Origin of the sequence: Lebetimonas sp. JS032, from assembly GCF_000523315.1 — a bacterium.
GTDB lineage: Bacteria > Campylobacterota > Campylobacteria > Campylobacterales > Nautiliaceae > Lebetimonas.
Genome location: NZ_ATHS01000003.1, coordinates 16,396 through 40,467 on the forward strand (window position 1 = coordinate 16,396; position 24,072 = coordinate 40,467).

General features: G+C 32.6%; 25 protein-coding genes. 18 read left to right on the top strand and 7 right to left on the bottom strand.

Translation table 11 applies throughout. The features are described 5' to 3' along the window. The first annotated feature begins 22 nt into the window (after positions 1-22). The gene (locus DZ65_RS0109125; protein ID WP_024791617.1) at positions 23-1,225 is read left to right on the top strand and encodes an MFS transporter; all 1,203 of its coding nucleotides are present in this window, start codon (positions 23-25) and stop codon (positions 1,223-1,225) included. Here DZ65_RS0109125 and DZ65_RS0109130 read toward each other — a convergent pair. Both DZ65_RS0109130 and DZ65_RS0109135 read right to left on the bottom strand, forming a co-directional pair. Beyond that, entirely contained in the window at positions 1,211-1,549 is a 339-nt protein-coding gene (locus tag DZ65_RS0109130; protein WP_024791618.1) for a NifB/NifX family molybdenum-iron cluster-binding protein, read from the bottom strand. The two genes, DZ65_RS0109125 and DZ65_RS0109130, sit on opposite strands and share 15 nt — an antisense overlap. A 19-nt stretch (positions 1,550-1,568) precedes the next feature. Continuing rightward, positions 1,569-2,297: an NAD-dependent deacylase gene (locus DZ65_RS0109135; protein WP_024791619.1), complete on the bottom strand. Its 729-nt coding sequence runs from the start codon at positions 2,295-2,297 to the stop codon at positions 1,569-1,571. 39 nt (positions 2,298-2,336) lie between these two features. Here DZ65_RS0109135 and DZ65_RS0109140 point away from each other — a divergent pair, with 39 nt between their 5' ends. Beyond that, the gene (locus DZ65_RS0109140) at positions 2,337-2,576 is read left to right on the top strand and encodes a hypothetical protein (RefSeq protein ID WP_024791620.1); all 240 of its coding nucleotides are present in this window, start codon (positions 2,337-2,339) and stop codon (positions 2,574-2,576) included. Here DZ65_RS0109140 and DZ65_RS0109145 read toward each other — a convergent pair. After that, positions 2,573-3,583, bottom strand: coding sequence for an NAD(P)-binding domain-containing protein (locus tag DZ65_RS0109145; protein WP_024791621.1), 1,011 nt, complete (start codon positions 3,581-3,583; stop codon positions 2,573-2,575). The genes DZ65_RS0109140 and DZ65_RS0109145 overlap by 4 nt on opposite strands. Positions 3,584-3,791: 208 nt before the next feature. Between DZ65_RS0109145 and DZ65_RS0109150 the strand changes: the two genes are divergently transcribed. From DZ65_RS0109150 to DZ65_RS0109180, 7 genes are all read left to right on the top strand, one after another. Further along, on the top strand, positions 3,792-5,027 hold the full coding sequence (locus DZ65_RS0109150; protein ID WP_024791622.1) for a glutamate-5-semialdehyde dehydrogenase: 1,236 nt from the start codon (positions 3,792-3,794) through the stop codon (positions 5,025-5,027). Between the two features lie 97 nt (positions 5,028-5,124). Next, entirely contained in the window at positions 5,125-6,027 is a 903-nt protein-coding gene (locus DZ65_RS0109155) for a phosphatase (RefSeq protein WP_024791623.1), read from the top strand. Positions 6,028-6,087: 60 nt separating this feature from the next. Continuing rightward, positions 6,088-7,785 (top strand): acetolactate synthase large subunit, encoded by a 1,698-nt coding sequence (locus DZ65_RS0109160; RefSeq protein WP_024791624.1) that lies wholly within the window; start codon positions 6,088-6,090, stop codon positions 7,783-7,785. Further along, entirely contained in the window at positions 7,782-8,243 is a 462-nt protein-coding gene (ilvN, locus tag DZ65_RS0109165) for an acetolactate synthase small subunit (RefSeq protein ID WP_024791625.1), read from the top strand. Before DZ65_RS0109160 ends, ilvN begins: the two co-directional genes overlap by 4 nt. Before the next feature lie 85 nt (positions 8,244-8,328). Next, positions 8,329-9,315, top strand: a complete 987-nt coding sequence (lpxD, locus tag DZ65_RS0109170) for a UDP-3-O-(3-hydroxymyristoyl)glucosamine N-acyltransferase (RefSeq protein WP_024791626.1) — start codon at positions 8,329-8,331, stop codon at positions 9,313-9,315. 83 nt (positions 9,316-9,398) lie between these two features. Further along, the gene (locus DZ65_RS0109175) at positions 9,399-10,571 is read left to right on the top strand and encodes a cysteine desulfurase family protein (RefSeq protein ID WP_024788321.1); all 1,173 of its coding nucleotides are present in this window, start codon (positions 9,399-9,401) and stop codon (positions 10,569-10,571) included. A 197-nt stretch (positions 10,572-10,768) separates the two neighbouring features. Next, positions 10,769-11,734, top strand: a complete 966-nt coding sequence (locus tag DZ65_RS0109180; RefSeq protein WP_024791627.1) for an iron-sulfur cluster assembly scaffold protein NifU — start codon at positions 10,769-10,771, stop codon at positions 11,732-11,734. Between the two features lie 5 nt (positions 11,735-11,739). Here DZ65_RS0109180 and DZ65_RS0109185 read toward each other — a convergent pair whose 3' ends face one another. Beyond that, positions 11,740-13,299: an L-aspartate oxidase gene (locus DZ65_RS0109185; RefSeq protein WP_024791628.1), complete on the bottom strand. Its 1,560-nt coding sequence runs from the start codon at positions 13,297-13,299 to the stop codon at positions 11,740-11,742. 42 nt (positions 13,300-13,341) lie between these two features. On the opposite strand from DZ65_RS0109185, the gene DZ65_RS10475 reads away from it, so the two are divergent. The 4 genes from DZ65_RS10475 to DZ65_RS0109205 are packed head-to-tail and all read left to right on the top strand — an operon-like array spanning position 13,342 to position 16,782. Further along, positions 13,342-14,013 (top strand): plasminogen-binding N-terminal domain-containing protein, encoded by a 672-nt coding sequence (locus tag DZ65_RS10475; RefSeq protein WP_024788324.1) that lies wholly within the window; start codon positions 13,342-13,344, stop codon positions 14,011-14,013. Between the two features lies 1 nt (position 14,014). After that, positions 14,015-15,397, top strand: coding sequence for an FAD-binding oxidoreductase (locus DZ65_RS0109195; RefSeq protein WP_024791629.1), 1,383 nt, complete (start codon positions 14,015-14,017; stop codon positions 15,395-15,397). Positions 15,398-15,441: 44 nt separating this feature from the next. Further along, positions 15,442-16,197 (top strand): exodeoxyribonuclease III, encoded by a 756-nt coding sequence (gene xth, locus DZ65_RS0109200; protein ID WP_024788326.1) that lies wholly within the window; start codon positions 15,442-15,444, stop codon positions 16,195-16,197. Between the two features lie 9 nt (positions 16,198-16,206). After that, positions 16,207-16,782, top strand: coding sequence for a DedA family protein (locus DZ65_RS0109205; RefSeq protein ID WP_024790399.1), 576 nt, complete (start codon positions 16,207-16,209; stop codon positions 16,780-16,782). On the opposite strand, the gene DZ65_RS0109210 is transcribed toward DZ65_RS0109205, so the two are convergent. Genes DZ65_RS0109210 through DZ65_RS0109220 form a run of 3 tightly spaced genes read right to left on the bottom strand, consistent with a single transcriptional unit; the run spans position 16,775 to position 19,111 of the window. Beyond that, positions 16,775-17,677 (bottom strand): hypothetical protein, encoded by a 903-nt coding sequence (locus DZ65_RS0109210; protein ID WP_024791630.1) that lies wholly within the window; start codon positions 17,675-17,677, stop codon positions 16,775-16,777. The two genes, DZ65_RS0109205 and DZ65_RS0109210, sit on opposite strands and share 8 nt — an antisense overlap. After that, complete coding sequence (locus DZ65_RS0109215; RefSeq protein ID WP_024788329.1) at positions 17,664-17,948, bottom strand: Dabb family protein; 285 nt, start codon at positions 17,946-17,948, stop codon at positions 17,664-17,666. Before DZ65_RS0109215 ends, DZ65_RS0109210 begins: the two co-directional genes overlap by 14 nt. Continuing rightward, a complete protein-coding gene (locus DZ65_RS0109220) occupies positions 17,945-19,111 on the bottom strand; it encodes a pyridoxal phosphate-dependent aminotransferase (protein WP_024791631.1) in 1,167 nt (388 codons plus the stop codon). Before DZ65_RS0109220 ends, DZ65_RS0109215 begins: the two co-directional genes overlap by 4 nt. An 86-nt stretch (positions 19,112-19,197) precedes the next feature. Here DZ65_RS0109220 and ppk2 point away from each other — a divergent pair, with 86 nt between their 5' ends. The 5 genes from ppk2 (at position 19,198) to DZ65_RS0109250 (ending at position 23,783) form a co-directional block, all read left to right on the top strand. Continuing rightward, positions 19,198-20,106 carry a polyphosphate kinase 2 gene (gene ppk2, locus DZ65_RS0109225; protein WP_024788331.1) on the top strand — a complete coding sequence of 303 codons (909 nt, stop codon included), beginning with the start codon at positions 19,198-19,200 and terminating at the stop codon, positions 20,104-20,106. A gap of 508 nt (positions 20,107-20,614) precedes the next feature. Continuing rightward, positions 20,615-21,553 (top strand): DNA adenine methylase, encoded by a 939-nt coding sequence (locus DZ65_RS0109235; RefSeq protein ID WP_035907623.1) that lies wholly within the window; start codon positions 20,615-20,617, stop codon positions 21,551-21,553. After that, positions 21,525-22,421 (top strand): type II restriction endonuclease, encoded by an 897-nt coding sequence (locus DZ65_RS0109240; RefSeq protein ID WP_024791632.1) that lies wholly within the window; start codon positions 21,525-21,527, stop codon positions 22,419-22,421. Before DZ65_RS0109235 ends, DZ65_RS0109240 begins: the two co-directional genes overlap by 29 nt. Continuing rightward, entirely contained in the window at positions 22,418-22,951 is a 534-nt protein-coding gene (locus DZ65_RS0109245) for a hypothetical protein (protein WP_024791055.1), read from the top strand. The genes DZ65_RS0109240 and DZ65_RS0109245 overlap by 4 nt, the downstream gene beginning before the upstream one ends. After that, a complete protein-coding gene (locus tag DZ65_RS0109250; protein ID WP_024791633.1) occupies positions 22,944-23,783 on the top strand; it encodes a site-specific DNA-methyltransferase in 840 nt (279 codons plus the stop codon). Before DZ65_RS0109245 ends, DZ65_RS0109250 begins: the two co-directional genes overlap by 8 nt. Positions 23,784-24,072: the final 289 nt, after the last annotated feature.

Sequence of the window (24,072 nt, forward strand, 5' to 3'; positions counted from 1 at the left end):
TGAGTAAATATGAAAGGAAATAATGAATTATAAAGAAAATAATATAAAAAATATACTGCACGGATTTTTTTTGGCAGTTGCAATGAGCGTGGCCGAGCCTTCGACTATTTTACCTCTTATTGTCCACCATTTCAGCCAGAGCGTTATACTTGTGGGTATTTTTACTTCTCTTTTAAGGGGAGGGGCGATAATTGTTCAGCTTTTTGCGGCTTTTTATGCACAGAGTTATAAAATAGTAATGCCTTATATGAGAGGTGTTTTTTTTGTAAGGTTTTTAAGCTGGTTTTTAATAGGTGTTGTAATTTTATTTATAGGAGATAAAACCCCTTCTCTTACATTGCTGCTTTTCGGAATACTTCTTTTTGTTTTTTCTTTTTCGGCAGGATTTGGGGCTGTATATTTCAGTGAGATAATTGCAAAAATTTTTAATAAAACCGAGCGCGGTAAATCAATGGCAAACAGACAGTTTTTTTCCGCCGTAGGTGCAATTATTAGCGGCGGGATTGCAGGATGGGTGCTTAATACATTCGAGGCGCCTCAAAGTTACGGATTTCTTTTTATGGTAAGTGCTTTTTTGTTCGGTATAGGTGTTTTTGCATTTTCAACCATAAAAGAACCTGTTAAAGAAAATATAAGAATTAAAGAAGAGAGTTTTTTTAAATTTTTGAAAAATTCATATATTTTTTTAAAAACGGACAAAGCACTTCAAATTCAGATATTAACTATTCTTTTAAGTTATTCTGTTTTATTTGCGCTTCCTTTTGTAATTTTAAAAGCCAAAAGCTCCATACATTTAACCGGCTGGATTGTGGGAAGTTTTGTCACTATACAGATGTTTGGGGCACTTTGCGGCAATATAGTCTGGAAAAAACTGGCCCCTTTTTATAAGAAAATTATTTTATCTTCTTATACATTGGTAATTACGGCTTTTATAATTGCAATGTTTGCTAAAAATATTGTAAGTTATGCTGCTGTTTTCTTTTTAATAGGTTTTGCAATGGACGGGTTTAAAATAAGCGGTATGAATCTGCTTTTCGAAATAGCCCCTGAAGATAAAAGACCCATATATGTGGCAATTCAAAACACAATAACTTCTATTGGATTATTTTTTGCCATCCCGGGAGGAATAACCCTTAAATATTTGGGATATAATGTTTTATTTATGTTTAGTGTTTGTATGCTTTTAATAGGTCTTTTATTTGCAACAAAATTAAAAGCCGAGTAATATATCCTCTATTTTGTCCGAATCGGTAATTTTATAATTTATTTCAAAAATTTCCAGATTATCGAGTATTCCCTCCCCTAAACTTTTTGCAATTAACATTTCAATACCGAATGATTTTAAATATTTTGGAATTATTTCTCCTGTATGAAGGCCGTTTTCACCGCATTCTTTTTTCTTTATTTTTTCTTTTTTTACAATTTCAAACATCGGGTTTTCTATTAATTTTCTTATATTTGTATCAGTGTCTATTATAAGAAAATGTTTACAAAAAGGAATATATTCGCAAATGTTTTTTTCATTTGAAGTAGGAATGGCGATTTTCATTTTTTTTCCTTTTTTGATGTTATATTAGCAGTTTTTGTAATTTTTCACAAGCTTTGGTTGCTTTTAGAGGAATATAAATATCTGTTATAGTGTCTGTATAAGTTGATTTATCCGGATTTATTTCAATAATTTTAGCACCGTTTTCTTTTGCTAAATAAGGTATCTGACTTGCAGGCATTATTTCCCCAGTTGTTCCGATAATAATCATTAAATCGCACTTTTGGGCAAGTTCTATGGATTTTTCAAATGCTTCTTTTGGTATAGGCTCAGAAAAAAATACGAAATCCGGTTTTAAAATTCCTCCGCATTCCGGACAGAGCGGCGGTAATTTATCCAAAGATATTTTATTTGAAACATATTTTGTTTTACATTTTATGCATTCCAGTTTTTTGGTAGTGCCGTGAAATTCAATAACATTTTTGCTTCCGGCGTCCTGATGCAGATTATCTATGTTTTGTGTAATTATACCTTTTAGTTTTCCCAAGTTTTCAAGTTTTGTCAGGCAGTAATGGGCAATGTTCGGTTTGGCGTTATACATATAATCGTAAAATATTTCTTTTATGTATTTCCAGCTGATATCGGGATGATTTAAAAAGAAATTCATATCCAAAATCTCAGGATTATATTTACTCCATAGGCCGTTTGGCCCTCTAAACGGCGGAATACCGCTTTCAACAGATATACCCGCACCTGTAAACGAAACCGTGTAATTGGAAGTTTGAATTAATTCTGCCGCCTTTTTTAGCATTTTGTCTCCTTATGATATAATTTCTAAAAAAGGATTGATGTGCTGAAAGATTTTATCAAAAAAATGACTGAGTGGGCTTTGGAAAAAGAGGAGGAAGCTGCGAAAGAATGTGCCATTCCGATGGAACAGATTGAAAAAGAGCTTCAAATTTTACAGGAAAAAAGAGACGAACTTCAAAAAAAATGTGAAGAACAGTTAAACGAACTGGATGAACTGATAAAAAGAGTAAATAAAATCAAATCTATAGAAATTTTAAAATGCGATGCCAAAAAAAATTAAAGTTTTTTGGCTATATCTTTGAGAGCAAGATGTGCATGGTTAAATGCCAAGGCTATACTTCCGGCACTTGTAACAACATCTCCTATTGTATATAATCCTTTTATATTTGTTTCCATTGTTTCGGGGTTATAATGAGGCTCACCCCATTCATTTAGTTTAATTCCGCTGTTTTTTAAAAAATCAACCGGGCTTGTTCCGCCTAAGGCATAAACAACTCTGTCAAAAATTTCGCTTGTAGAGTCTTTATAATTTACTTTTACCCTCGGAGGAGTGACGTCATCATCTTCCACAGGTTCCACGCTTTCTATATCCACACCGAGTTTTGAATGAATTTTTTCTTCGTTTATATATTTTTCAACCATATCTTTATTTGTAGGGTTCATTCTTATGATTTTATCTCTTCTGTAATTTAATGTGACATCGCATCCGATATTCATATCCACAAGGCCGTATGCATACTCCCCGGCTGTATCTCCGCCGCCGACTATCAAGACTTTTTCTCCCGGTTGCACTTTATCAAGGTTAAAATTAAGTCTTGGTCTTATGGCTCCCGGGAATTTATAAGCCGGTTTATTCGGTTTTCCCATTCTTCCTATTGAAATTATTACATTTTTTGTAAGAATTGCTCCGAGTTCATGGTCTGTCGCAACGGCAAAAATATCATCACATATTTTTTTAACTGCATATACATGGTGATTATAATAAAATCTGCCTTCGATTTTATTCTCTTTTATTTTTTTGTCCATCTGGGCTAAATATTCTTCTTTTGAACATTCTTCAAAAGTTACGTTTCCGATAAATTCAAATTTTTTACCCTGCCAGTCTTTATCGACTCTTTTCCCCGGTTTATAAAATTTTCTAATCATATCGTTATGATTGTCGGCTTTTTCCACAATCATAAATTTATTTATACCCGCAAGTTTTGCTTCTATAGCACTTGCCACACCTCCGGGACCAGCTCCTATAATTATTAAATCATATAATTTATCACATGAATTTTGAGGCATTTACACTCCTTTTTTTTTCTTTTATTATAACTCAATTGTTTATCAATGTTTCAAATATTCTCAATTATTAATTTTTATGTGTAAAAAAGTAACGGTTTTTAAAAAGCAATATATTTTTAAAAATTTAATGAATAAATATTCATTATTTTACGGGCTTTTTTTATTAAATTTTTAATTATGGTAAAATAATATATAAAAAAGGATTAATATGGAAGAAGTGTTACAAAAAGTAAAAGAAGCAAGCAGAATAACGGCAACCTTAAAAGCGGATATAAAAAGAAAAGTTTTAAATGAAATGGCTGATGAAATTGAAAAAAACAAAGAAAAAATAATAAATGCAAATAAAAAAGATTTGGAATATGCCCGAAATGCCAAACTTTCAAATGCACTTATTGACAGACTTTTATTGAATGAAAAAAGAATAAAATCAATGGCCGAGGCCCTCAGGGATATTGCCAAATTAAAAGACCCTGTGGGAAGAATAATTGACGGTTGGGTTTTGGATAACGGCCTTAGGATTGAAAAAGTAAAAATTCCTATCGGTGTAATAGGTATAATTTATGAATCCCGTCCAAATGTTACAAGCGATGCCGCAGCACTTTGTTTTATGAGCGGAAATGCATGTATTTTAAAAGGCGGAAAAGAGGCTATGCATTCAAATATAATTATTATTGAGCTGCTTCAATATGTTTTGGAAAAAAACTCACTTCCAAAAGATGCAATTTCCTTAATACCGGATTACAGCAGGGAAGGGGTCAGCACTCTTATAAAACAGGATAAATTTGTAGATTTAATTATTCCAAGGGGAGGGGAAAAATTAATTAAATTTGTAAGTGAAAATTCAAAAGTCCCGGTGGTCAAACACGATAAAGGTCTGTGTCATGTATATGTCCATAAAGATGCTAAATTGGATGAAGCGCTAAATATATGTATAAACGCAAAGGTTCAAAGACCAGGCGTTTGTAACGCAATGGAGACATTATTAGTGGACAGAGAAATTGCGGGAAAATTTTTGCCCAAAATAAAAGAGGCAATGGAAAATGAAGGGGTTGAGCTTAGAGGTTGCGAAATTACATTGGAATATATTGATATAAATAAAGCCACAGAAGAAGACTGGTTTGCAGAATATTTGGATAAAATACTCTCAATCAGAATAGTTGATAATGCAAAAGATGCGATTGAACATATTCAAAAATACGGTTCAGGGCACAGTGACAGTATTATAACAGAAAATTATTCCGTGGCGGAAGAATTTTTAAACAGGGTTGACAGTGCCTGTGTATATGTGAATGCATCTACTCGTTTTACAGACGGGGGTGTTTTCGGATTTGGGGCAGAAGTCGGTATTTCAACAAACAAGCTTCACGCAAGAGGCCCTATGGGGATAGATGATTTAACAACATATAAATATAAAATATATGGAAACGGGCAGATAAGGGAATAGTGAAAATGGTGAAAGTCTGCCCGGCCGCTTGAAAAGCGGCGGGGTTGTGAGTTGTGAGTAGTGAATTTTGAATTATAAATTAAATAGAAAGGCAGAAATGATAGCAATTGATTTAGGAAGCAACACAATTAGGGCTATTAAATATGATTGTGCTACAAATGAAAAGCTGAACGAATTTGAAAGAATCATAAAAACGGCCGACAGGCTGGTTGAGACAGGCCGAATCTCCGACGAGGCAATAAATAGAATTATAGATGCTATTAAAGATATAAAAAAACTATTTGGTGAATATAAGATAAAAGCTGTGGCAACGGAAGCTTTAAGAAGTGCTAAAAATAAAGAATATGTGTTAAATAAAATAAAAGAGGCAACAGGTGTGGAATTTGAGATAATCACTCCTTTTGAGGAAGCAAATTATACGGCGGTTGCGGTAGAAAACTGTTTAAAAAAATGTGGATTTGAAAATGAAAGATTTTTTTTGATTGATATAGGTGGAGGCTCTACTGAATTTATATTAAAAAATAAAGACAATATAATGGCTGAAAGTTTTAAATTAGGGATTGTAACTTTTACGCAAAAATATAAAACACCTGACGCAATAAAAATAGCCGTTAAGAAAAAGGCCAAAATTTTTAAAGATTTTATAGACCTTGCATTTTCAACACACAAAAAACCAAAAAATTTTGTTGCAAGCAGCGGAACCCCGACTTCCATAGCGGCTTTGAAAAAAGGTATGAATTATAATACATACAATCCGGAAAAAATAAACGGAACTGTTATAACTTTGGCAGATTTGGATTATTGGGCAGATAAACTTATGAAAATGGAAATGAAAAAAAGAGAGAAATTAGTGGGTGTTGGCAGAGGTGATTTGATAATTACCGGAATTTATATATTCAGGGAAATTTTTAAACTTACCAAATACAAAGAATGTATAGTGTGTGATGACGGTGTGAGAGAAGGCGTTGCTATATCTAAATGTAAAATGGAAAATAAATGATGGAAAATGAAAAGTGTAAAATTAATGAAAATTGGTATAATTTCATAAAAAAGGCAGTAAATGAAAATGACGGGTGCTCAAATGGTAATAGAGAGTTTGATAAAAGAAAATGTTGAGGTTGTTTTCGGATATCCGGGCGGGGCAATAATGAATGTTTATGACGAAATTTATAAACAGAAATCTTTTCAGCATATTTTAGCCAAACACGAACAGGGTGCCGTTCATATGGCGGACGGTTATGCAAGGGCCACGGGTAAAGTAGGGGTTTCAATGGTTACGAGCGGTCCCGGAATTACAAATGCAATAACAGGAATTGCAACTGCGTATGCAGATTCTATTCCTCTTGTAATTATTTCGGGGCAGGTGCCGACTTTCGCAATCGGTACCGATGCATTCCAAGAAGTTGACGCTGTCGGAATTACAAGACCTGTTACAAAACATAACTTTTTAGTAAAAAACGTAGAAGATTTAGCATATGTTATTAAAGAAGCTTTTTATCTTGCAAGAAGCGGAAGACCTGGACCTGTACATATAGATATTCCAAAAGACGTAACCGCCGCCAAAACATTTTTTAAATATCCTGAAAAAATAGATTTAATAACTTATAAACCTACATATAAAGGCAATGCAAGAGCTATTAAAAGAGCTGCAGAAGCCATTAAAAAAGCAAAAAAACCTGTATTTTATATAGGCGGTGGTGCAGTACTCAGCACAGCGGCTGATATTATAAGAGAAATAGTCAAAATAACAAAAATACCGGCAGTCGAGACATTAATGGCAAGAGGTGTTTTAAGATATAACTGTCCTTATTTACTTGGAATGGTTGGAATGCATGGGACATTTGCTGCAAATATGGCTATGAATGATGCCGATTTGATAATTTCCTTAGGGGCCAGATTTGATGACAGGGTTACAGGAAAAATAGACGAATTCGCTAAAAATGCAGATATTGTTCATATTGATATAGACCCCAGTCAAATAGGTAAAGTGGTTAAGACTAAATATCCTATAGTAGGGGATTTAAAATTAGTACTCGAAGATATGATGCCGTTTTTGGTAGAGGGTGTAAAACCTGAAAAGTTTGAAGAATGGCGCGAAATTTTAAACAGATATAAAGAACTTTACCCTTTGGCTTACAATGACAGCGATGAAGTGATAAAACCTCAATGGGTAATACAAAAAACCGGTGAAATTGTTCCCGAAGACGCAATAATTACTACAGATGTCGGTCAACATCAGATGTGGGCTGCCCAGTTTTATCCGTTTACAAAGCCAAGACAGATGATTACAAGCGGAGGTTTGGGAACAATGGGATACGGTTTTCCGGCAGCGCTTGGAGCTAAAAGAGGGGTTAATGAAAAACTGGTTGTTAATTTCAGCGGTGACGGAAGTATTATGATGAATATCCAGGAAGTTTTAACAGGATACAAATATAATCTGCCTGTAATAAATATTATTTTGAATAATAATTATCTTGGAATGGTAAGACAGTGGCAGAGTATGTTTTATAATGACAGACTTAGTGAAACCGATTTAAGTGATGTTCAGGCCGATTTTGTAGAACTTGCCGAGAGTATGGGCGCAGTAGGTTACAGGGTTAGTAAAAAAGATGAATTTATCGATGCATTAAACGACGCTTTAACTCAAAATAAAGTGGCATTTATTGATGTTCAGGTTGACAGAAGGGAAGATGTGCTTCCAATGGTGCCGCCTAACAGCCCTCTTAAAAATATGCTTGTATTTAAGGAAGACAAATGAAAAGAATAATATCTGTAATAGTTGAAAATGAACACGGAGTTTTGGCAAGAGTGGTGAATATGTTTGCTGCAAGGGGATATAATATTACATCATTGACTGTAGCCCCGATTCCAAATACCGGGTTTTCAAGAATGACAATAATGAGTGAAGGTGATCCAAAAGTGTTTGAACAGATTGTTAAGCAGCTTTATAAGTTGATTCCGGTTTATAAAGTAATTGAAAGCAGTGATTTTATAGAAAAAGAAATGACAATGGTTAAATTTTCGATAGAAAACAACCTCTCAGATATCGACGCACTTGCCAGATGTTATAACGGAAGTATAAGCAATGTCGGGGAAAAGCATGTGATTGTAAGTGTTGTTGACAGACCCGAGAGAATTGATAATTTTTTAAAGGCAATTAAAAGATTTAAACCTGTTGATATTGTCAGAAGCGGTGTCAGTGTAATTGAAAGATAAAATAGTGAGTAGTGAATAGTGAATAGAAAGGATAAAGGAATAATAAATAATGGATATGAAAAAATAAAAATAGGAAAGTAAAAATATGGCAAAAGAATGTAAAATGGCAAATGAGATTAAAGAGTTTAATTTAAAAGAAATATGTAAATATTTGGATATTGACTGTCCGGACAGTGATAAAAAAATTATTGGAATAAATACTTTGCATGACGCAGGGAAAAATGAAATAAGTTTTTTGGAAAATAAAAAATATGAAAAATTTTTAAAAAATACAAAAGCGGGGGCTGTTTTAGTAAGAGAGGAAGATGCCAAAAAATTACCTCAAAATATAATTCCTTTAATTACAGAAGAACCGTATTTAAAACTGGCCCTTCTTACAAAATTGTTTGTTTTTGCCCCATGGGAAAACGGAGGATATCAGATAAATAAAGATGCGTTAGTGGACAGTTCCGTTAGGATTGGAAAAGGTGCAAGAATAGGCAAAAATGTTGTAGTTATGCCAAATGCCGTAATAGGACCTTACGTTGAAATAGATGAGGGAAGTATAATATACCCGAATGTAACTATTTACAGGAATACAAAAATAGGTAAAAACGTAATAATTCACGCAGGAAGCGTTATAGGAAGCGACGGATTTGGATATGCGCATACAAAAGAAGGAAAACATATAAAAATATACCATTTAGGAAAAGTTGTAATAGAAGATGATGTTGAAATAGGGGCAAATACCACTGTTGACAGAGCGGTATTTGGTGAAACACTGATAAAAAAAGGTTCTAAAATAGATAATCTTGTTCAAATAGGACATAACTGTGAAATAGGCGAATATTCCATTTTGGTTTCACAAGTCGGGCTTTCAGGTTCTTCCAAACTTGGAAGAAATGTCATAATGGGCGGACAGAGTGCAACCGCCGGTCATCTTGAAATTGCTCCGTTTACTACAATTGCAGCAAGAGGAGGTGTTACAAAAACTATAAAAAATCCCGGAATTTACGGAGGATTTCCTTTAATGCCCCATAAAAGCTGGTTGAAACTGCAAGCAATTCTTTCAAAACTTCTAAAAAAAGATTGATTTTTTATTTTTTCTTGATATATGTCAATTTTTTTTTACCTTCTTTATATTACAATAAGAAAAACTTATAATAAGGGTGTAAAATGAAAGTATATTTGGATAATAATTCCACAACACCAATGGATGAAAAAGTAAAAAAGATATATTGCCAAAGCAGCGATATTTTCGGGAATGTAAATGTTATTTATGATTTGGGAATAGAGGCAAGAGAGGCCATGAACAAAGCATATGACATTATTTATCCCGGAATTGGCGCAAGTGACGAAGACGATATTTTAATTACCTCTTCCACAACGGAGGGAAACAATGCCGTTATTAAAACTTTTTTGGATGCCTATCTTAAAGGAAGTGAAAAAAAACATATAATTACAACTATTGCAGAACACAGCTCAATAAAAGCGCCATGTGCTTATGCAAAAACTTTGGGGATGGAGGTTACATATCTTTATACCGATGAAAACGGAAGAATAAGGCTTGATGAACTGGTTGATGCAATAAGAGATGATACTGCTCTTATTAGTGTATTATTTGCAAGTAATGAAAGCGGTGCGATTCAACCTATTAAAGAGATTGGAGAAATAGCAAAAAAATATAATATCCCTTTTCACTGTGACGGAGCCCAGGCTATAGGAAAATCGAGGGTTAATGTAAGAGAACTCGGAGTTGATTATTTTACATTTTCGGCTCATAAATTTCACGGACCAAAAGGAATTGGAGGATTATATATTAAAAAAGGCGCTCCTTTTGTCAATTTGATACACGGGGGAAATCAAATGGGAGGAAAAAGAGGAGGCAGTGTATACTTAAACGGAATGGTTGCAATGGCTGAAGCTTTAAGATTGGCAAATGAGCATTTGGATGAAATGTACACAAAAGTTTCTTCACTCAGAGATAAACTTGAAGATGCAATTTTACAAATTCCTGACACTAAAACATATGTAGATAAAAAACAGAGGCTTCCAAACAGTGTAATTGCATCATTTAAGGGAATTGAAGGTGAAGCTATGCTATGGGATTTGAATTTAAATAAAATATATGCTGCAACAGGAAGCAGCTGCTCAAGTGAAAGGCTTGAAGGAAGCGAAGTGCTTGAGGCTTTGGGGGAAGACCCTGAAATAGCACATACCGGTATAATTTTTTCATTAAGCAGATTTACGACTGAAGAAGAAATAGATTATGTAATAGAAAAGTTACCAAAAATTGTTGAGAGACTAAGAAGCATATCAATGTCATATGCCAAGGTGAAACCTAATTAATAGTGAGTAGTGAGTAGTGAGTTGTGAGCCTGCCCGGCCGCTTGAAAAGCGGCGGGGTGGTGAGTAGTGAATGGAAAAGCGAATTTATTCGCTAATAATTATATGAGACTAAAGCCTTATCTCCAATATGAATATGTTTTAGAAGTTACGAATTTATTCGCACAAATTGAATTTAAATTTTTATACAAGGAGTAATAATGGGTAGAAACGATTTAATAACCGGAAATGTCTGGGAACAGTATTCAAATAAAGTGATTGAAAGAATGAATAATCCGAAATTTTTGGGAGAATTCAGTGAAGAAGACGCTAAAAAAAGAGGGGCAAAATTGGTGGTTGCCGATTTTGGAAGTGAAGCGTGCGGGGACAGTGTAAGACTTTACTGGCTGGTTGATCCTAATACAGATAAAATAATTGATGCGAGATTTAAATCTTTCGGATGCGGAACGGCGATAGCCTCTTCGGATATGATGACAGAACTTACCATCGGTAAAACAGTGGATGAGGCTATGAAAATTACAAATCTGGATGTTGAAAAAGCATTGAGGGACGAACCGGACAAACCCGCATTTCCACCTCAGAAAATGCACTGCAGCGTAATGGCGTATGATGTAATTATTGAAGCGGCAGCCAAATATAAAGGCGAAGATGCAAAAAAACTTAAAAACAGTGAAATAGTCTGTGAATGTGCAAGAGTCACAAGAGGGGAAATCGAAGAAATAGTAAGAAAACATAATGTAAAAAGCGTAGAAGAGCTTCAAAAATATACTGACGCAGGTACATATTGCAAAAGCTGTGTAGCACCCGGGGGACATGAAGAAAGGGATGTTTATCTGGTGGATATTATAAAAGAAGTACAAGAAGAAATGAAAAAAGAAAAACTTCAAAAAGGGGCTGAGTCTCAAAAATTTGAAGATATGAGTCTGGTTAAAAAAATTAAAGCGGTTGAAGAGATACTTGATAAAAAAATAAAACCGGCTTTAGCAATGGACGGAGGAAGTCTGGAACTCATTGATGTAAAGGAAAACGGCGATAAATTTGAAGTGTATGTAAGATATCTCGGGGCATGTGCTTCATGTGCTAGCGGAATGATGACATTAATGGGTATAGAAGATGAGCTCAACAGAAGTTTAAATACTGATAAAATAAAAGTAATACAAATATAAGAGGATTATTCCTCTATTTTTGTAACAGTGTGATGAGTAAATGAATAATCCTGTTCAGGATAATCAAGTCTGAAATGGGCACCTCTGCTTTCTTCCCTGTAAAGTGCCGCTTTTGCCAAGGCTTTAGAAATATCAATTGCATTTACACATTCCAATTTTTCTTTTAAATTTGAATTTTTTTCATCATTTCCATTTAAAGAATTTTTGATGGTTTTTAATTTTTCGAGTGCTTTTTTTATTGCATATCCGTTTCTTAAAATACCTACTTTTTTAAATAACAGTTCGCCTATTTCATGTTTTATTTTTTTTGCATCTATTTTTGTACTTTTTAATTTGTTTATTAATTCTATGTCTTTTTGTATTGTATCATCCGGTATGTCGACAAATGTTTTTTGCCTGAAAGAATATTTAACGGCTTCGTATCCTGTGATTTTTCCAAATACAGCCCCTTCACTTAAAGAATTGCCTCCAAGCCTGTTTGCACCGTTTACACCGTTATTTCCCGCTTCTCCGGCATAAAAAACACCTTCTATGCTTGTAAAACCGAATGTGTCCGTTTTAATACCCCCCATGGTATAATGGGCTAACGGATTTAAAGGAATCGGCTCTTTGCTTATATCTATTCCTTTTAGTGATTTAACTCTTTTTTTAAGATTAATAAGTTTTGTATTTATTATCTCTTCATCTATCATTGTCAAATCCAGATATACTTTTTTGCCTTTATTTAATTGTTTTACTATTGCACGGGTAACAAAATCTCTTGTATTGAGTTCATCTACAAATTCTTTCCCGTCGCTGTTTATAAGTTTTCCTCCCTCCGCTCTTGCAGCCTCGGAAATTAAATAGTTTGTCCCTTCAAGACCTGTCGGATGAAATTGTATAAATTCCAAATCCATGGCTTCCAGCCCGGCTCTAAGCCCCATTGCTACTCCGTCGCCCGTCGCGTCTGTAATATTTGTAGTATATCCTCTGTAAAGCCCCGCATATCCTCCTGTTGCGACTATAACCGCTTTTGCTTTTATTATTTTTATTTCTTCATTGGTTTCATCTAAAAATGTGGCCCCTGCAACTTTCCCATCGTTTATTAATAAATTAATTGCAAAATGATTTGTAATACTCGGAATATCAAGTTCTTTTATTGTTTTACTCAGTGCTTTCATAATTGCGGGACCTGTAGCATCGGCTGAGAAACATGTTCTTTTGAATTTTGTTCCGCCAAAGGGTCTTTGGGCAAGTCTTCCATCGGGAAGTGTGGTAAAAGGAACTTTGTATTTTCTGTGCAGATTTCTGATTACCTGAGGAGCGTTTTCGCAAAAAATTCTGACTGCTTCTTCTTCCGCCAGTCCTATACCGCTTTTTAATGTGTCTTCTATGTGATGTTCAATTGAATCTCCGTCTTTCATATTATTAAGAGCGGCGTTTATTCCGCCTTTTGCCATAAATGAATTGTTGGCCATAGGAGATTTTTTTGTAACAATTGCAACATTGCTTCCAAGTTCTTTTGCTTCAATGGCAGCCATCATTCCTGCAATTCCGCTGCCAATTACCAAAATATCATATTGCATCAGTTTCCTTTTTGATATAATTGTACCAAAAAAAGGTTTTTAATGAAGAGGATTTTAATCTTATTTGTTTTAATAAGCTCTTTAATGGGTTATGAAGTTACAATTAAAAGTATACAAAATGATAAAATAAGTGTAGACAAATATGTAAAAAAAGGTGTAAGCGGAATAGTTTTGTGTCCTTATGAAAATAAAAATATAATTTGTGCGAAGGCCACACTTTTTGGCACCGAAGGTAAATTAAGTGTTTATGATAATTTGGAAAACGACTCTTTCGCTCTTCCTGTAGCCATACCAAAACCCGGTGATAAAATCATCCTGGCAAAAAATTACAACAGAATAATGATTATCGCCCCAAATCAGCAAAGTTATTTAAAAGCCAAAGAGTTATTTAAAAATAAAACACTGATTTCTCCTGATATTTTTGCGACATTTTTGGAAGAAAATCCGACTAGGGATGATTTTATAAATTTTGCAAAAAAGATGGATATAGGTTTGTATGCTTTTGTTTTGGATAAAATATATCTTGTGGATTCATACAGCTTTTATGCCATAAAAGAGTTTTCAGCTGAAAAAAATTATAAATACACCGAGCCTTTTTTTGTAACCTATCCAAATTTTCATATAGAGGGAAATGTTTTTTCAAAAGTTAAAAATCTGTTTAAACAAAGTATCGGTTCGTATGCCAAATATTACAAAAGTTTAATAAAGGAATAAAATGATTGAAAGCAGACATATAGAGAATTTAAAAAACATTGTGGGTGATGATGATATCAAAACAGACAAAGCTCATTTAAGGGCGTATTCCTATGATGCCACAAAAGAACATTTTTACCCAGATGCGGTAATATTTCCTGAAAATGAAAAAGAAGTGAGTGACATTTTAAAATATTGCAATAATAATAAAATAGCTGTAATTCCAAGAGGTGCGGGAAGCGGATTTACAGGCGGGGCGCTTCCGGTAAACGGAGGGATTATACTGGCTGTGGAAAAATATATGAATAAAATAATTGAAATTGACGAAAAAGATATGGTTGCTGTTGTACAGCCTGGTGTTATTAATTCAGAGCTTCAAAAAGAAGTGGAAAAAAAGGGTCTTTTTTATCCGCCGGATCCCGCAAGTATGGATTATTCCACAATAGGCGGAAATGTGGCTGAAAATGCAGGCGGGATGAGAGCTGCAAAATACGGACTTACAAAAGATTATGTAATGTGTCTCAGGGCTGTTTTACCAAACGGAGATATTATAAGGGCAGGGAAAAGGACAATAAAAGATGTAGCCGGATATAATGTGGCGGGAATATTAATAGCAAGCGAAGGAACTTTGGCCGTATTGACGGAAATAACGCTGAAACTGCGTCCAAAGCCTAAAATGAAAAAAACATATATGGGAATTTTTGAAAATGTGGTAGATGCAATGAATGCCGTTTATAAATCCCTTTCATCCGGGGCTGTTCCTGTTGCCATGGAATTTATGGATTCTCTTGTTGTAAAAGCGCTGAGGGAAAAATTAGGGGTTAATCTGCCTGAATGGGCCGGGGCTTTACTTGTAGGCGATGTTGACGGGAATGTCGAGGAAGAAATTGATTATCAATTAAAAATTTTGGAAAAATCATTTAAGCAAAACGGGGCTAAAGAATTTATTGCAACGGCAGATAAAGAAAAATCAGAAGAAATATGGTTTGCAAGAAGGAATGCAAGTCAGTCTATTACAATATACGGAAGTAAAAAATTAAATGAAGATATATCCGTTCCAAGGAGTAAACTTCCGGATGCACTAAAAGGAATAGAGGAAATAGGGAAAAAATATAATGTAACAATTCCCTGTTTTGGGCATTCCGGGGACGGAAATATCCATGTAAATGTAATGGTTGACGGTGAAAATGAAGATGAGGTTAAAAAGGGTTATAAAGCGGTGGAAGAAATTTTTAAACTTGTTATTTCACTTGAGGGTACACTCAGCGGGGAGCACGGAATAGGTCTTAGCAAGGCTCCTTTTATGAAACTTGCATTCAGTGCGGCTGAAATGAATCTGTTTAAACGAATAAAAAATGCATTTGATCCAAACGGAATACTTAATCCCGGTAAAATGGGAATATAAAATAGTGAGTAGTGAGTAGTGAGTAGTGAGTAATAAGGAGTGAAATGAAATTATGTACTTTTAATGTAAATTCTATAAGACAAAGAGAAGAAATTGTAAAAAATATTATAAATGAATATAATGTGGATGTTATATGTATGCAGGAAATTAAAACCGAAGAGGATAATTTTCCAAAATTCGACAATATGCACTGCATTATTCACGGTCAAAAAAAATTAAACGGTGTGGCGACATGCAGCGTTTTTGAAATTGAAAATTATCAAAAAGGTTTTGAGGGAGAACTTAGCGAATCGAGATTTATTTATACATTGATTAATAATATTCATATTATCAATATTTATGCGCCTCTGGGAGACAATTACGGCGAAAGGTTTGAATATAAAATTTATTTTTATAATAAACTGTTTGAATTTTTGAAACGATTTGATTTAAACAAGCAAAAAGTTTTAATATGCGGTGATTTCAATATATCACATACATCTCTTGATGTCTGGGACGAAGAAATCTGGGACGGTGAAGTGACCCATTTACCCGAAGAGAGGGCAATTTTGTCTAAATTTTTAGACAGCGGATTTATAGATGTTATAAGAAAAAAACATCCTAATGAAAAAGTCTTTTCATTTTACGATTACAGAGGCGCCGCGGTTTATAAAAACGAAGGGCTCAGGCTTGATTATATATTGGTGAGTGAGCCTCTTTTTGAAAAATTTAAAGATGTGGAAATTTTAACCGAAATCAGGCGAAAAAGAAAACCGACTCCATCTGACCATGTGCCGTTAGTTGCAGAATTTGATATTTAAAGGTTTAGGTTGTTAAATGAAATAATAAACTTTTTGGTGAATTTTGCTCATTCTTTAGGATATATAGGTATTTATTTTTATATGCTTTTAGTCGGCACTTTTATACCGGTTCCAAGTGAGCTTGTTTTACTGCCGGCCGGATATCTTGCGGCAACAGGTAAAATGAATCTGATCAGTGTTTGGTTATGCGCTGCACTCGGCAGTTTAAGCGGCGCTCTTATAAATTATTTTTTGGCAAAATTTTTGGTAAATAAAATCTTAAAAGACAAACCTGTAATAGAAAAAGTAACAAAATTTTGGAAAAATCATGGAAAAATTTCCGCCTTTTTAGCTCCTCTTACGCCTGGACTTGGACAGTATATTTCTATTCCCGCCGGTTTATCCCATATGCCGCTTAAATGGTTTATTCCTCTTACTTTTTCGGCAAATCTGATATGGACCGGATTTTTAATAATGGTAGGTTTTTTATTTGGAACCGGAGAAAAAGCGCATAAAAGTGCTGTCTTCGGAAGTTTGATTTTACTCGGGAGTGTGATAATTATAGCCACTGTTTATGTGTTCAGTGAACTGAAAAAGACTAAATAAATCTTTTTATGTCTTCTCCGGAATATATAATAATTTCAGCTTTTATATTTTTAAGTTTTTTTTGAATCAATTCAGTTAGTCTTTTTTGTGTTTTATTTAAGTCCATTTTTTCAGGTTCTATAAAAATTATTACAATTTTATTTTGATAATGATAAATTTTGTCACTTCTTCTTATATTGTTTTTTAATATTTTAGAAATTTCTTTTATCGTCTTTTCAGAGGGGATATTCTCAGAAATAATTTTCAGCAGTGCAAAATTTTTCCCGTATCTTTGATATCTGTTTTGCAAAACATTAAGAGTTTCTTCCAGATGATATAAATTATAAAGTTTACTTACAGGATTTTTAAGTGTTTTTATATTCAGACTTTTACTTATTACACTGTAAACAATATAAATACTCACAAGTGTTGTAAGTACTGAAATTATGGATATTAAAATTATAAAAAACAGAATTTTTTGTGTTTTATTCTCCATTGCCTTTGCTATATAAATTACAAGAGGGTCTGCCGTTTCCCAGCTTTGTTCGCTTAAAATATATAATTTGTTTTTATTTTTAGTTTTTTTTATTTTTTCCCAGTTGTTTTTTAAACTGTAAAAATTTTTCTTAAAAAAATCCATAGCTTCATATGGAATGATGTCTTTATAGATGTTTTCAACATCTGAATATTTATTGTCAATATATTTTTTTACGTCTTTGATTTTTTCTTTATCTTTTCCTATCAGCGCAAGTTTGCAGTATCTTTGTGTTCCTCCCCTTATTTGCCCCAGTTTATTTATAATGTATGCATTTTTTATTTGATTGTTTTGTACTAAATATATTACAGAAAAAGAATTAACAAGAATAACTAAAAAAATAAAAAAAAGAAGAAAAATTATTGTTTTAGTGTGTTTCATAATCCACAACTCTTCTTTCGAGTATAAAAGGCTTTATGAAATCAATGATTTCCAAATGTTTTGGATGTGTGGCGTAAATTTTTAAATCTTCAATGTTTTTCACTTCGGTAATTACGCAAAAATCACTGGAATTTTCATCAAATTTTATATCAATTCCCACTTCTATATGTTTAATTTCTTTAATCAGATTTTTTAAATTTTCTATTTGTTTTTTAAACTCCAAAAGGGGGGCATTTTTTTTTGTTTTAAAAATAACTACATGTCTAATCATAATATTTCTTTTACAAATTCTTCTATTCTTTTTATGCCTTTGTTTATAGTTTCAAAATCGGTTGCAAATGAAAATCTGAAATATCCCTCACTTCCGAATCCAAGTCCCGGAACCACGGCAACGCCTTTTTCTTCAAGCAAATCAAGGGCAAAATTCATTGAATCGTTTACAATTTTTTTATGATTTACAAAAATATAAAAAGCGCCCTGCGGTTTTATGGCACTGAGCCCCTCAATTGAATTGAAAGCCTCGTATACAAAATCTCTTCTTCTTTTAAATTCATTTACCATTTTTTTTATATCTTCGTCTGCTTTTCCAAGAAGTGCCGGAATAGCCGCTTTTTGTGTTATTGTGTTTATATTTGATGTGCTTTGTGATTGAAGGGTTATCATTTTTTTTACAAGCTCTTTGTTTTTACTTGCACAGTATCCGAATCTCCAGCCTGTCATTGCATGGGATTTAGACAGGCCGTTTACAGTAACAGTTCTTTTATACATATCTTCATTTATACTTGCCGCCGCAACAAATTCTCCCTCATAAATGAGTTTTTCATACATTTCATCACTTATAACCCAGATATTCGTTTCTTTTAAAATTTCGGCAATTGCACTTAATTCTTTTTTTGAATATATGCTTCCTGTGGGATTACTCGGGGATGTAAGCATTAATGCTTTTGTTTTTGGTGTAATTGCTTTTTTTAACATATCAGGCGTTATTTTAAAATTTGTTTTTTCATTTGTCTGGATTATAACAGGTGTCCCTCCATGATATTTTACAAGCTCGGGATATGTAACCCAGTAAGGAGCCGGGATTATTACCTCGTCACCTTCATCCACAATAGCTGCAAATATGTTAAAAAGGGATTGTTTTGCCCCGTTGCTTACTATTATTTCATCCATTTCGTAGTCCAAATGGTTATCTCTTTTCAGTTTTATTTTTATAGCTTCCAAAAGTTCCGGAATTCCGGCAACATTTGTATATTTTGTAAATCCTTCGGTAATGGCTTTTATTGCTTCATATTTAATAACTTCAGGTGTGTCAAAATCAGGTTCTCCCGCACTGAAAGCCAAAATATCCCTGCCCTGGGCTTTTAAATCCCTTGCTTTTTGAGAAATTGCTATTGTTAATGAGGGAGAAAGTTTTTGTATTCTTTTACTGAACATTATATACCTTTTTTAACAAAATTATAGCAAATTAGGATAAATTGTGTGTTATAATAAATAAAAGATATTAAATAACAAGGAGAAAAATGAAAACGATAATGCAGAGTTTAGAAGAGCTTAAAAAAAATATTGAAAATCCGGAATTAAAAACAAAAATAAATTTGGTTGAAGATGCATTTAGAAAATTAAGGACAAAATCCGGTCTCAGCGGGCTGGTTAAAAAGAAAAAATTAAGAAAAATTTTAAAAACAGTTGAATATGAAGAGGAATTAATAAGATTACAAATAGAACTGATTAAACTTCAAAACTGGGTTTTTGAAAATAAAAAAAGGGTTATGATTATTTTTGAAGGAAGGGATGCCGCAGGAAAAGGCGGGGCTATTAAAAGATTTGCCGAGCATTTAAATCCAAGAAAATACAGGGTTGTGGCTCTTCCAAAACCTACAGAAGTTGAATCGGGGCAATTTTATTTTCAAAGATATTTCAGACATTTGCCGGATCCCGGTGAAATAGCTTTTTTTGACAGAAGCTGGTACAACAGGGCGATAGTTGAGCCTGTTTTCGGATTTTGTACAAAAGAGCAGTATGAAAAATTCATCAGAGAAGTCCCGGAAATGGAAAATGCCCTAATAGATGACGGAATCATATTAATTAAATTTTGGTTTTCTATTTCAAAAGAAACCCAAAAAAGAAGATTTGAAGAGAGAATGAGGAACCCATTAAAACAGTGGAAACTCTCTCCTGTTGATAAAAAAGCCCAGGAACTTTGGGATCAGATAACATATTATAAAGAGGAAATGTTTTCCAAAACACATACCAGCTATTCGCCTTGGATTATTGTAAATTCCAATGATAAAAAAACCGCAAGGTTAGAAAGTATCAGATATGTGCTTTCCCAGATTCCTTATGAAGGTAAAGAAAAGGCAAAAGTTTCACTCCATCCTGACCCGGATATAGTCCAAAGATATCACAGAAAAAATATTCAATTGGATTAATCAGCGGTTTTTAAGGGCTTCTAAATAATCCCTGTATTTTTTTTCTATTTCCTCTGATTTCCTCAATTTTAGAAAAATAAAAATATAATTTATAAGCATTTTGTGAGGTAAAACTTAAAAAGTAGGTGTTTCATTTACAGAAAACAGGAATAAAACACTCTTTTTCCTATTTTGGATTAGCAAATGAGATTTACCTACATCTGGGATGAAAATGAATTTGATTTTTGCTTTTTTTTATGATATATTTGTTATATTAAATAATAGTAAACTTTTATAGACACAAAAGTTTACCGATGATGAAATTTATATTCATGTAAGTACAAAAACCTTTTAGAATAAAAATAATTCATTTGACAGTTTCTTTAGGAGAATGCGAGATATGAATAAAAAAACAAAAAATAACGCTCATTTAGAGGGAAGCATATACAAACATTTTGCTTATCTTTCTAATAAATCATATCTAAACAGTTTGAATATGAACAAGTTAGGCACAATAAAAAAAACACAGATGGATAATATAAAACAAATAGATAAAATAGTAAAACCGTTTATAAAATGGGCCGGTGGGAAAACACAATTATTAGATGAAATTAATAATCTAATTCCTGATTACATTAAACAAACTCAATTTACATATATTGAGCCGTTTGTTGGTGGAGGTGCTGTTCTGTTTTGGATTTTACAAAAATACCAAAATATTAAAAAAGCGATAATCAATGATATAAATGCAGATTTAATCAACGCTTACAAAACAATAAAAGAAAATGTTGAAGAATTAATATCCATTTTAAAAATATGGGAAAAGGAATACCATTTGTTAAAAGACAAACCCGAAGAAAAAAAAGAATACTATTATACAAAGAGAACTTTATTTAATAGTAGAAAATCTGATAAAACAATTCAAGCGGCACTGTTTATATTTCTTAATCGAACTTGTTTTAACGGTTTATATCGTGTTAACAGAAAAAATGAATTTAATGTGCCAATTGGAAGTTATAAAACACCAATGATTTGTGATGAAAAAAATTTAAGAGCCGTAAATAAAGTTCTTCAAAAAGTAATTATATTAAACGGTGATTTTGAAGAAACGTTGAAATATGCAAAAGGAAATACACTGTTTTATTTCGATCCACCTTATAAACCTTTAAGCAAAACATCAAGTTTTAATTCTTATGTAAAAGATGAATTCGATGATAACGAACAAATAAGGCTTGCTAAATTCTGTAAAAAAATTGATTTACTCGGATATCAATGGATATTAAGTAATTCAGATGTTAAAGGAAAAGATTCAAATAACAATTTCTTTGATGAGCTGTATAGTGAATTTAAGATAAAAAGAGTTTTAGCAAGAAGGAATATTAACTCAAAACCAAATAAAAGAGGAGAATTAACAGAATTGTTAATTACAAATAATGCTTATGAAAAAATTATGTCAATTGCTCAATAAAACAGAAGATGAACTTTTTGAAGAGATTACATCATCTTTTAAAGATAAGATTACACAATGGGATTATTTTGTAAACTGGAAAAAAGTTTTACAAAATATTGAGCCGATTGAAAAAGAATTGAACCTACTTAATTATCTTATTGGTAAAAAGAATTTACATAAAGAAATCATTGATTTATTGCAGAAATATCCAGAAACAATTAAAGCAATTCCATTACTTCTTGCAATTAGAAACAAATCTTTGAAGGTTTTGATAGATACAAGAAATTTTATTTATAGGGAATTTAATTTTTCAAAAAAAAGTTATTCAAAAACTGAAATAAAAATATTTGCTGATTTTATATTAAAGAGTGGCTTGGGAGAGCTTTTAAAAGATAAGAAAATTAAGAATTTGGTTGATTATGCAACCGGTGTTGAAGTCGGTTTGGATAGTAATGGCAGAAAAAATCGTGGAGGAACTTTAATGGAAAATATTGTGGAAGAGTTTGTAAGAGATACAACAAAAGAATTAAACATTAAATATATGCCACAAGCGACCGCAAAGAAAATTAAAGACAAATGGAATATTGATGTTAAAGTTGATAAGTCATCAAGAATTATTGATTTTGCTGTTAACAAAAACGGTAAGCTTTATTTTATCGAGGTTAATTTTTATGGTGGCGGGGGTTCCAAACTTAAATCTACTGCAACTGAATATATTAGAATGAATGATTATTGGAACAACCAAGGCATTGAATTTATTTGGATAACCGATGGAGCCGGCTGGAAATCAACTTTAAAACCATTGAGAGAATATTTTGATAAAGCGGATTATCTTTTGAATTTGGAAATGTTAAGAAACGGAGTATTAAAAAGGATATTGGAATGAAAAAAAACTACTACACACATTCTGTTGATTTAAAGAAAATTGAGATAAAAAATAAATCACGAGAAGAATTTGTGAAAATTCTTGAAAAAATAGAATACCGAGGTTATGAAGTCGAACAATTAAAAAATGGAAATAAAATTGTTATTACAAAACCTGGTGGAAAGACAGTTTACGGACGACCTAAAAAAGAAGACTTTCTCGTTTTTATTTATAATCCGAAAGAAAGTGGATTATGGCAAATAACACATAAACAGATATTCCAAGATATTGAAGAAAAATCGCAAGAGAATAAAAAACTCACTATCGAACTTATTGATTTATTAGAACGAGTAAAAAATGGTGAAGAACCAAATGAATTTATAGAAGAAATTGACCTATTAAAATTTAATACTGGAGAAAGTCCAGAAGCTCTGTTAAAGGCTTATAAATGGATTTGGGGGCAAGAAGATGTAAACTATCCAAATGGTGAAGGACGTGAGATGTCGTGGAAAAGTATTGAAGAATTTAGAGAAAAAATTAAAAATGATTAAATCTTATTTTAAATCAAAAGATAAAAAATTTATCTTATTACACGGAGATGTATTTGAATTATTACAGCATTTTAATTGCAATTTTAATATGGTTTTTGCCGATCCGCCATATTTTTTATCAAACGATGGTTTAACCATAAAAAACGGGAAAATTACCAGTGTTAATAAAGGGAAATGGGATAAATCTAAAGGTTTTGAATATATAAATGATTTTAACCGCAGATGGCTAAAACTTGTTCGAGATAAAATGAAAGATGACGCTACTATTTGGATAAGTGGCACTATGCACAATATTTTTAGTATCGGACAGATTTTAACAGAATTAGATTTTAAAATTCTTAACATAATTACTTGGCAAAAAACAAATCCACCGCCAAACTTTTCGTGCCGTTATTTTACACACTCAACAGAACAAATCATCTGGGCGAGAAAAAATACAAAAGTTCCACATTATTTTAACTATGAATTGATGAAAGAAATCAACGCTGGTAAACAAATGAAAGATGTTTGGACATTACCAGCCATAGCAAAATGGGAAAAATCGTGCGGAAAGCATCCAACACAAAAACCGTTATCCGTATTAACAAGAATAATTCTTGCTTCAAGTAAACGAGGAGATTGGGTTTTAGATCCATTTACCGGAAGTAGCACTACCGGAATAGCTGCAAATTTGTTAGAAAGGAAATTTTTGGGAATTGATATTGAGGATGAATATCTTAAAATAAGTAAAAACAGAAAACTTGAAATAGAAAACAAACAAATCTTTAATAAATACCACAACAAATTACAAAACTTTATAAATATCAAAAAATTCACAACCCTCAACTCTTAAAAGGTAATTAGGTCTTAATGTCAATTCATATCAGAAAAAAATAGTTTTATTTTTTCTGCTTATTCTTTTGTGTTCTAAATTTGAATAGGAAGAAGTCTATACATCTTTTGAAAAAGATGTCAATAAGAGTATCCGGATATAGTGTGTAAATCCTAATATAGATGTTGAGAGATGATAAAATAAAAAAATAAAAGTAAAGGATTTACACATGAGTATTTTAAACATTGAAGAATATAAAAGAAGATTAAAATCAGGAAATCCAGTGACAATTGAAGAGATTGAAAAAGAA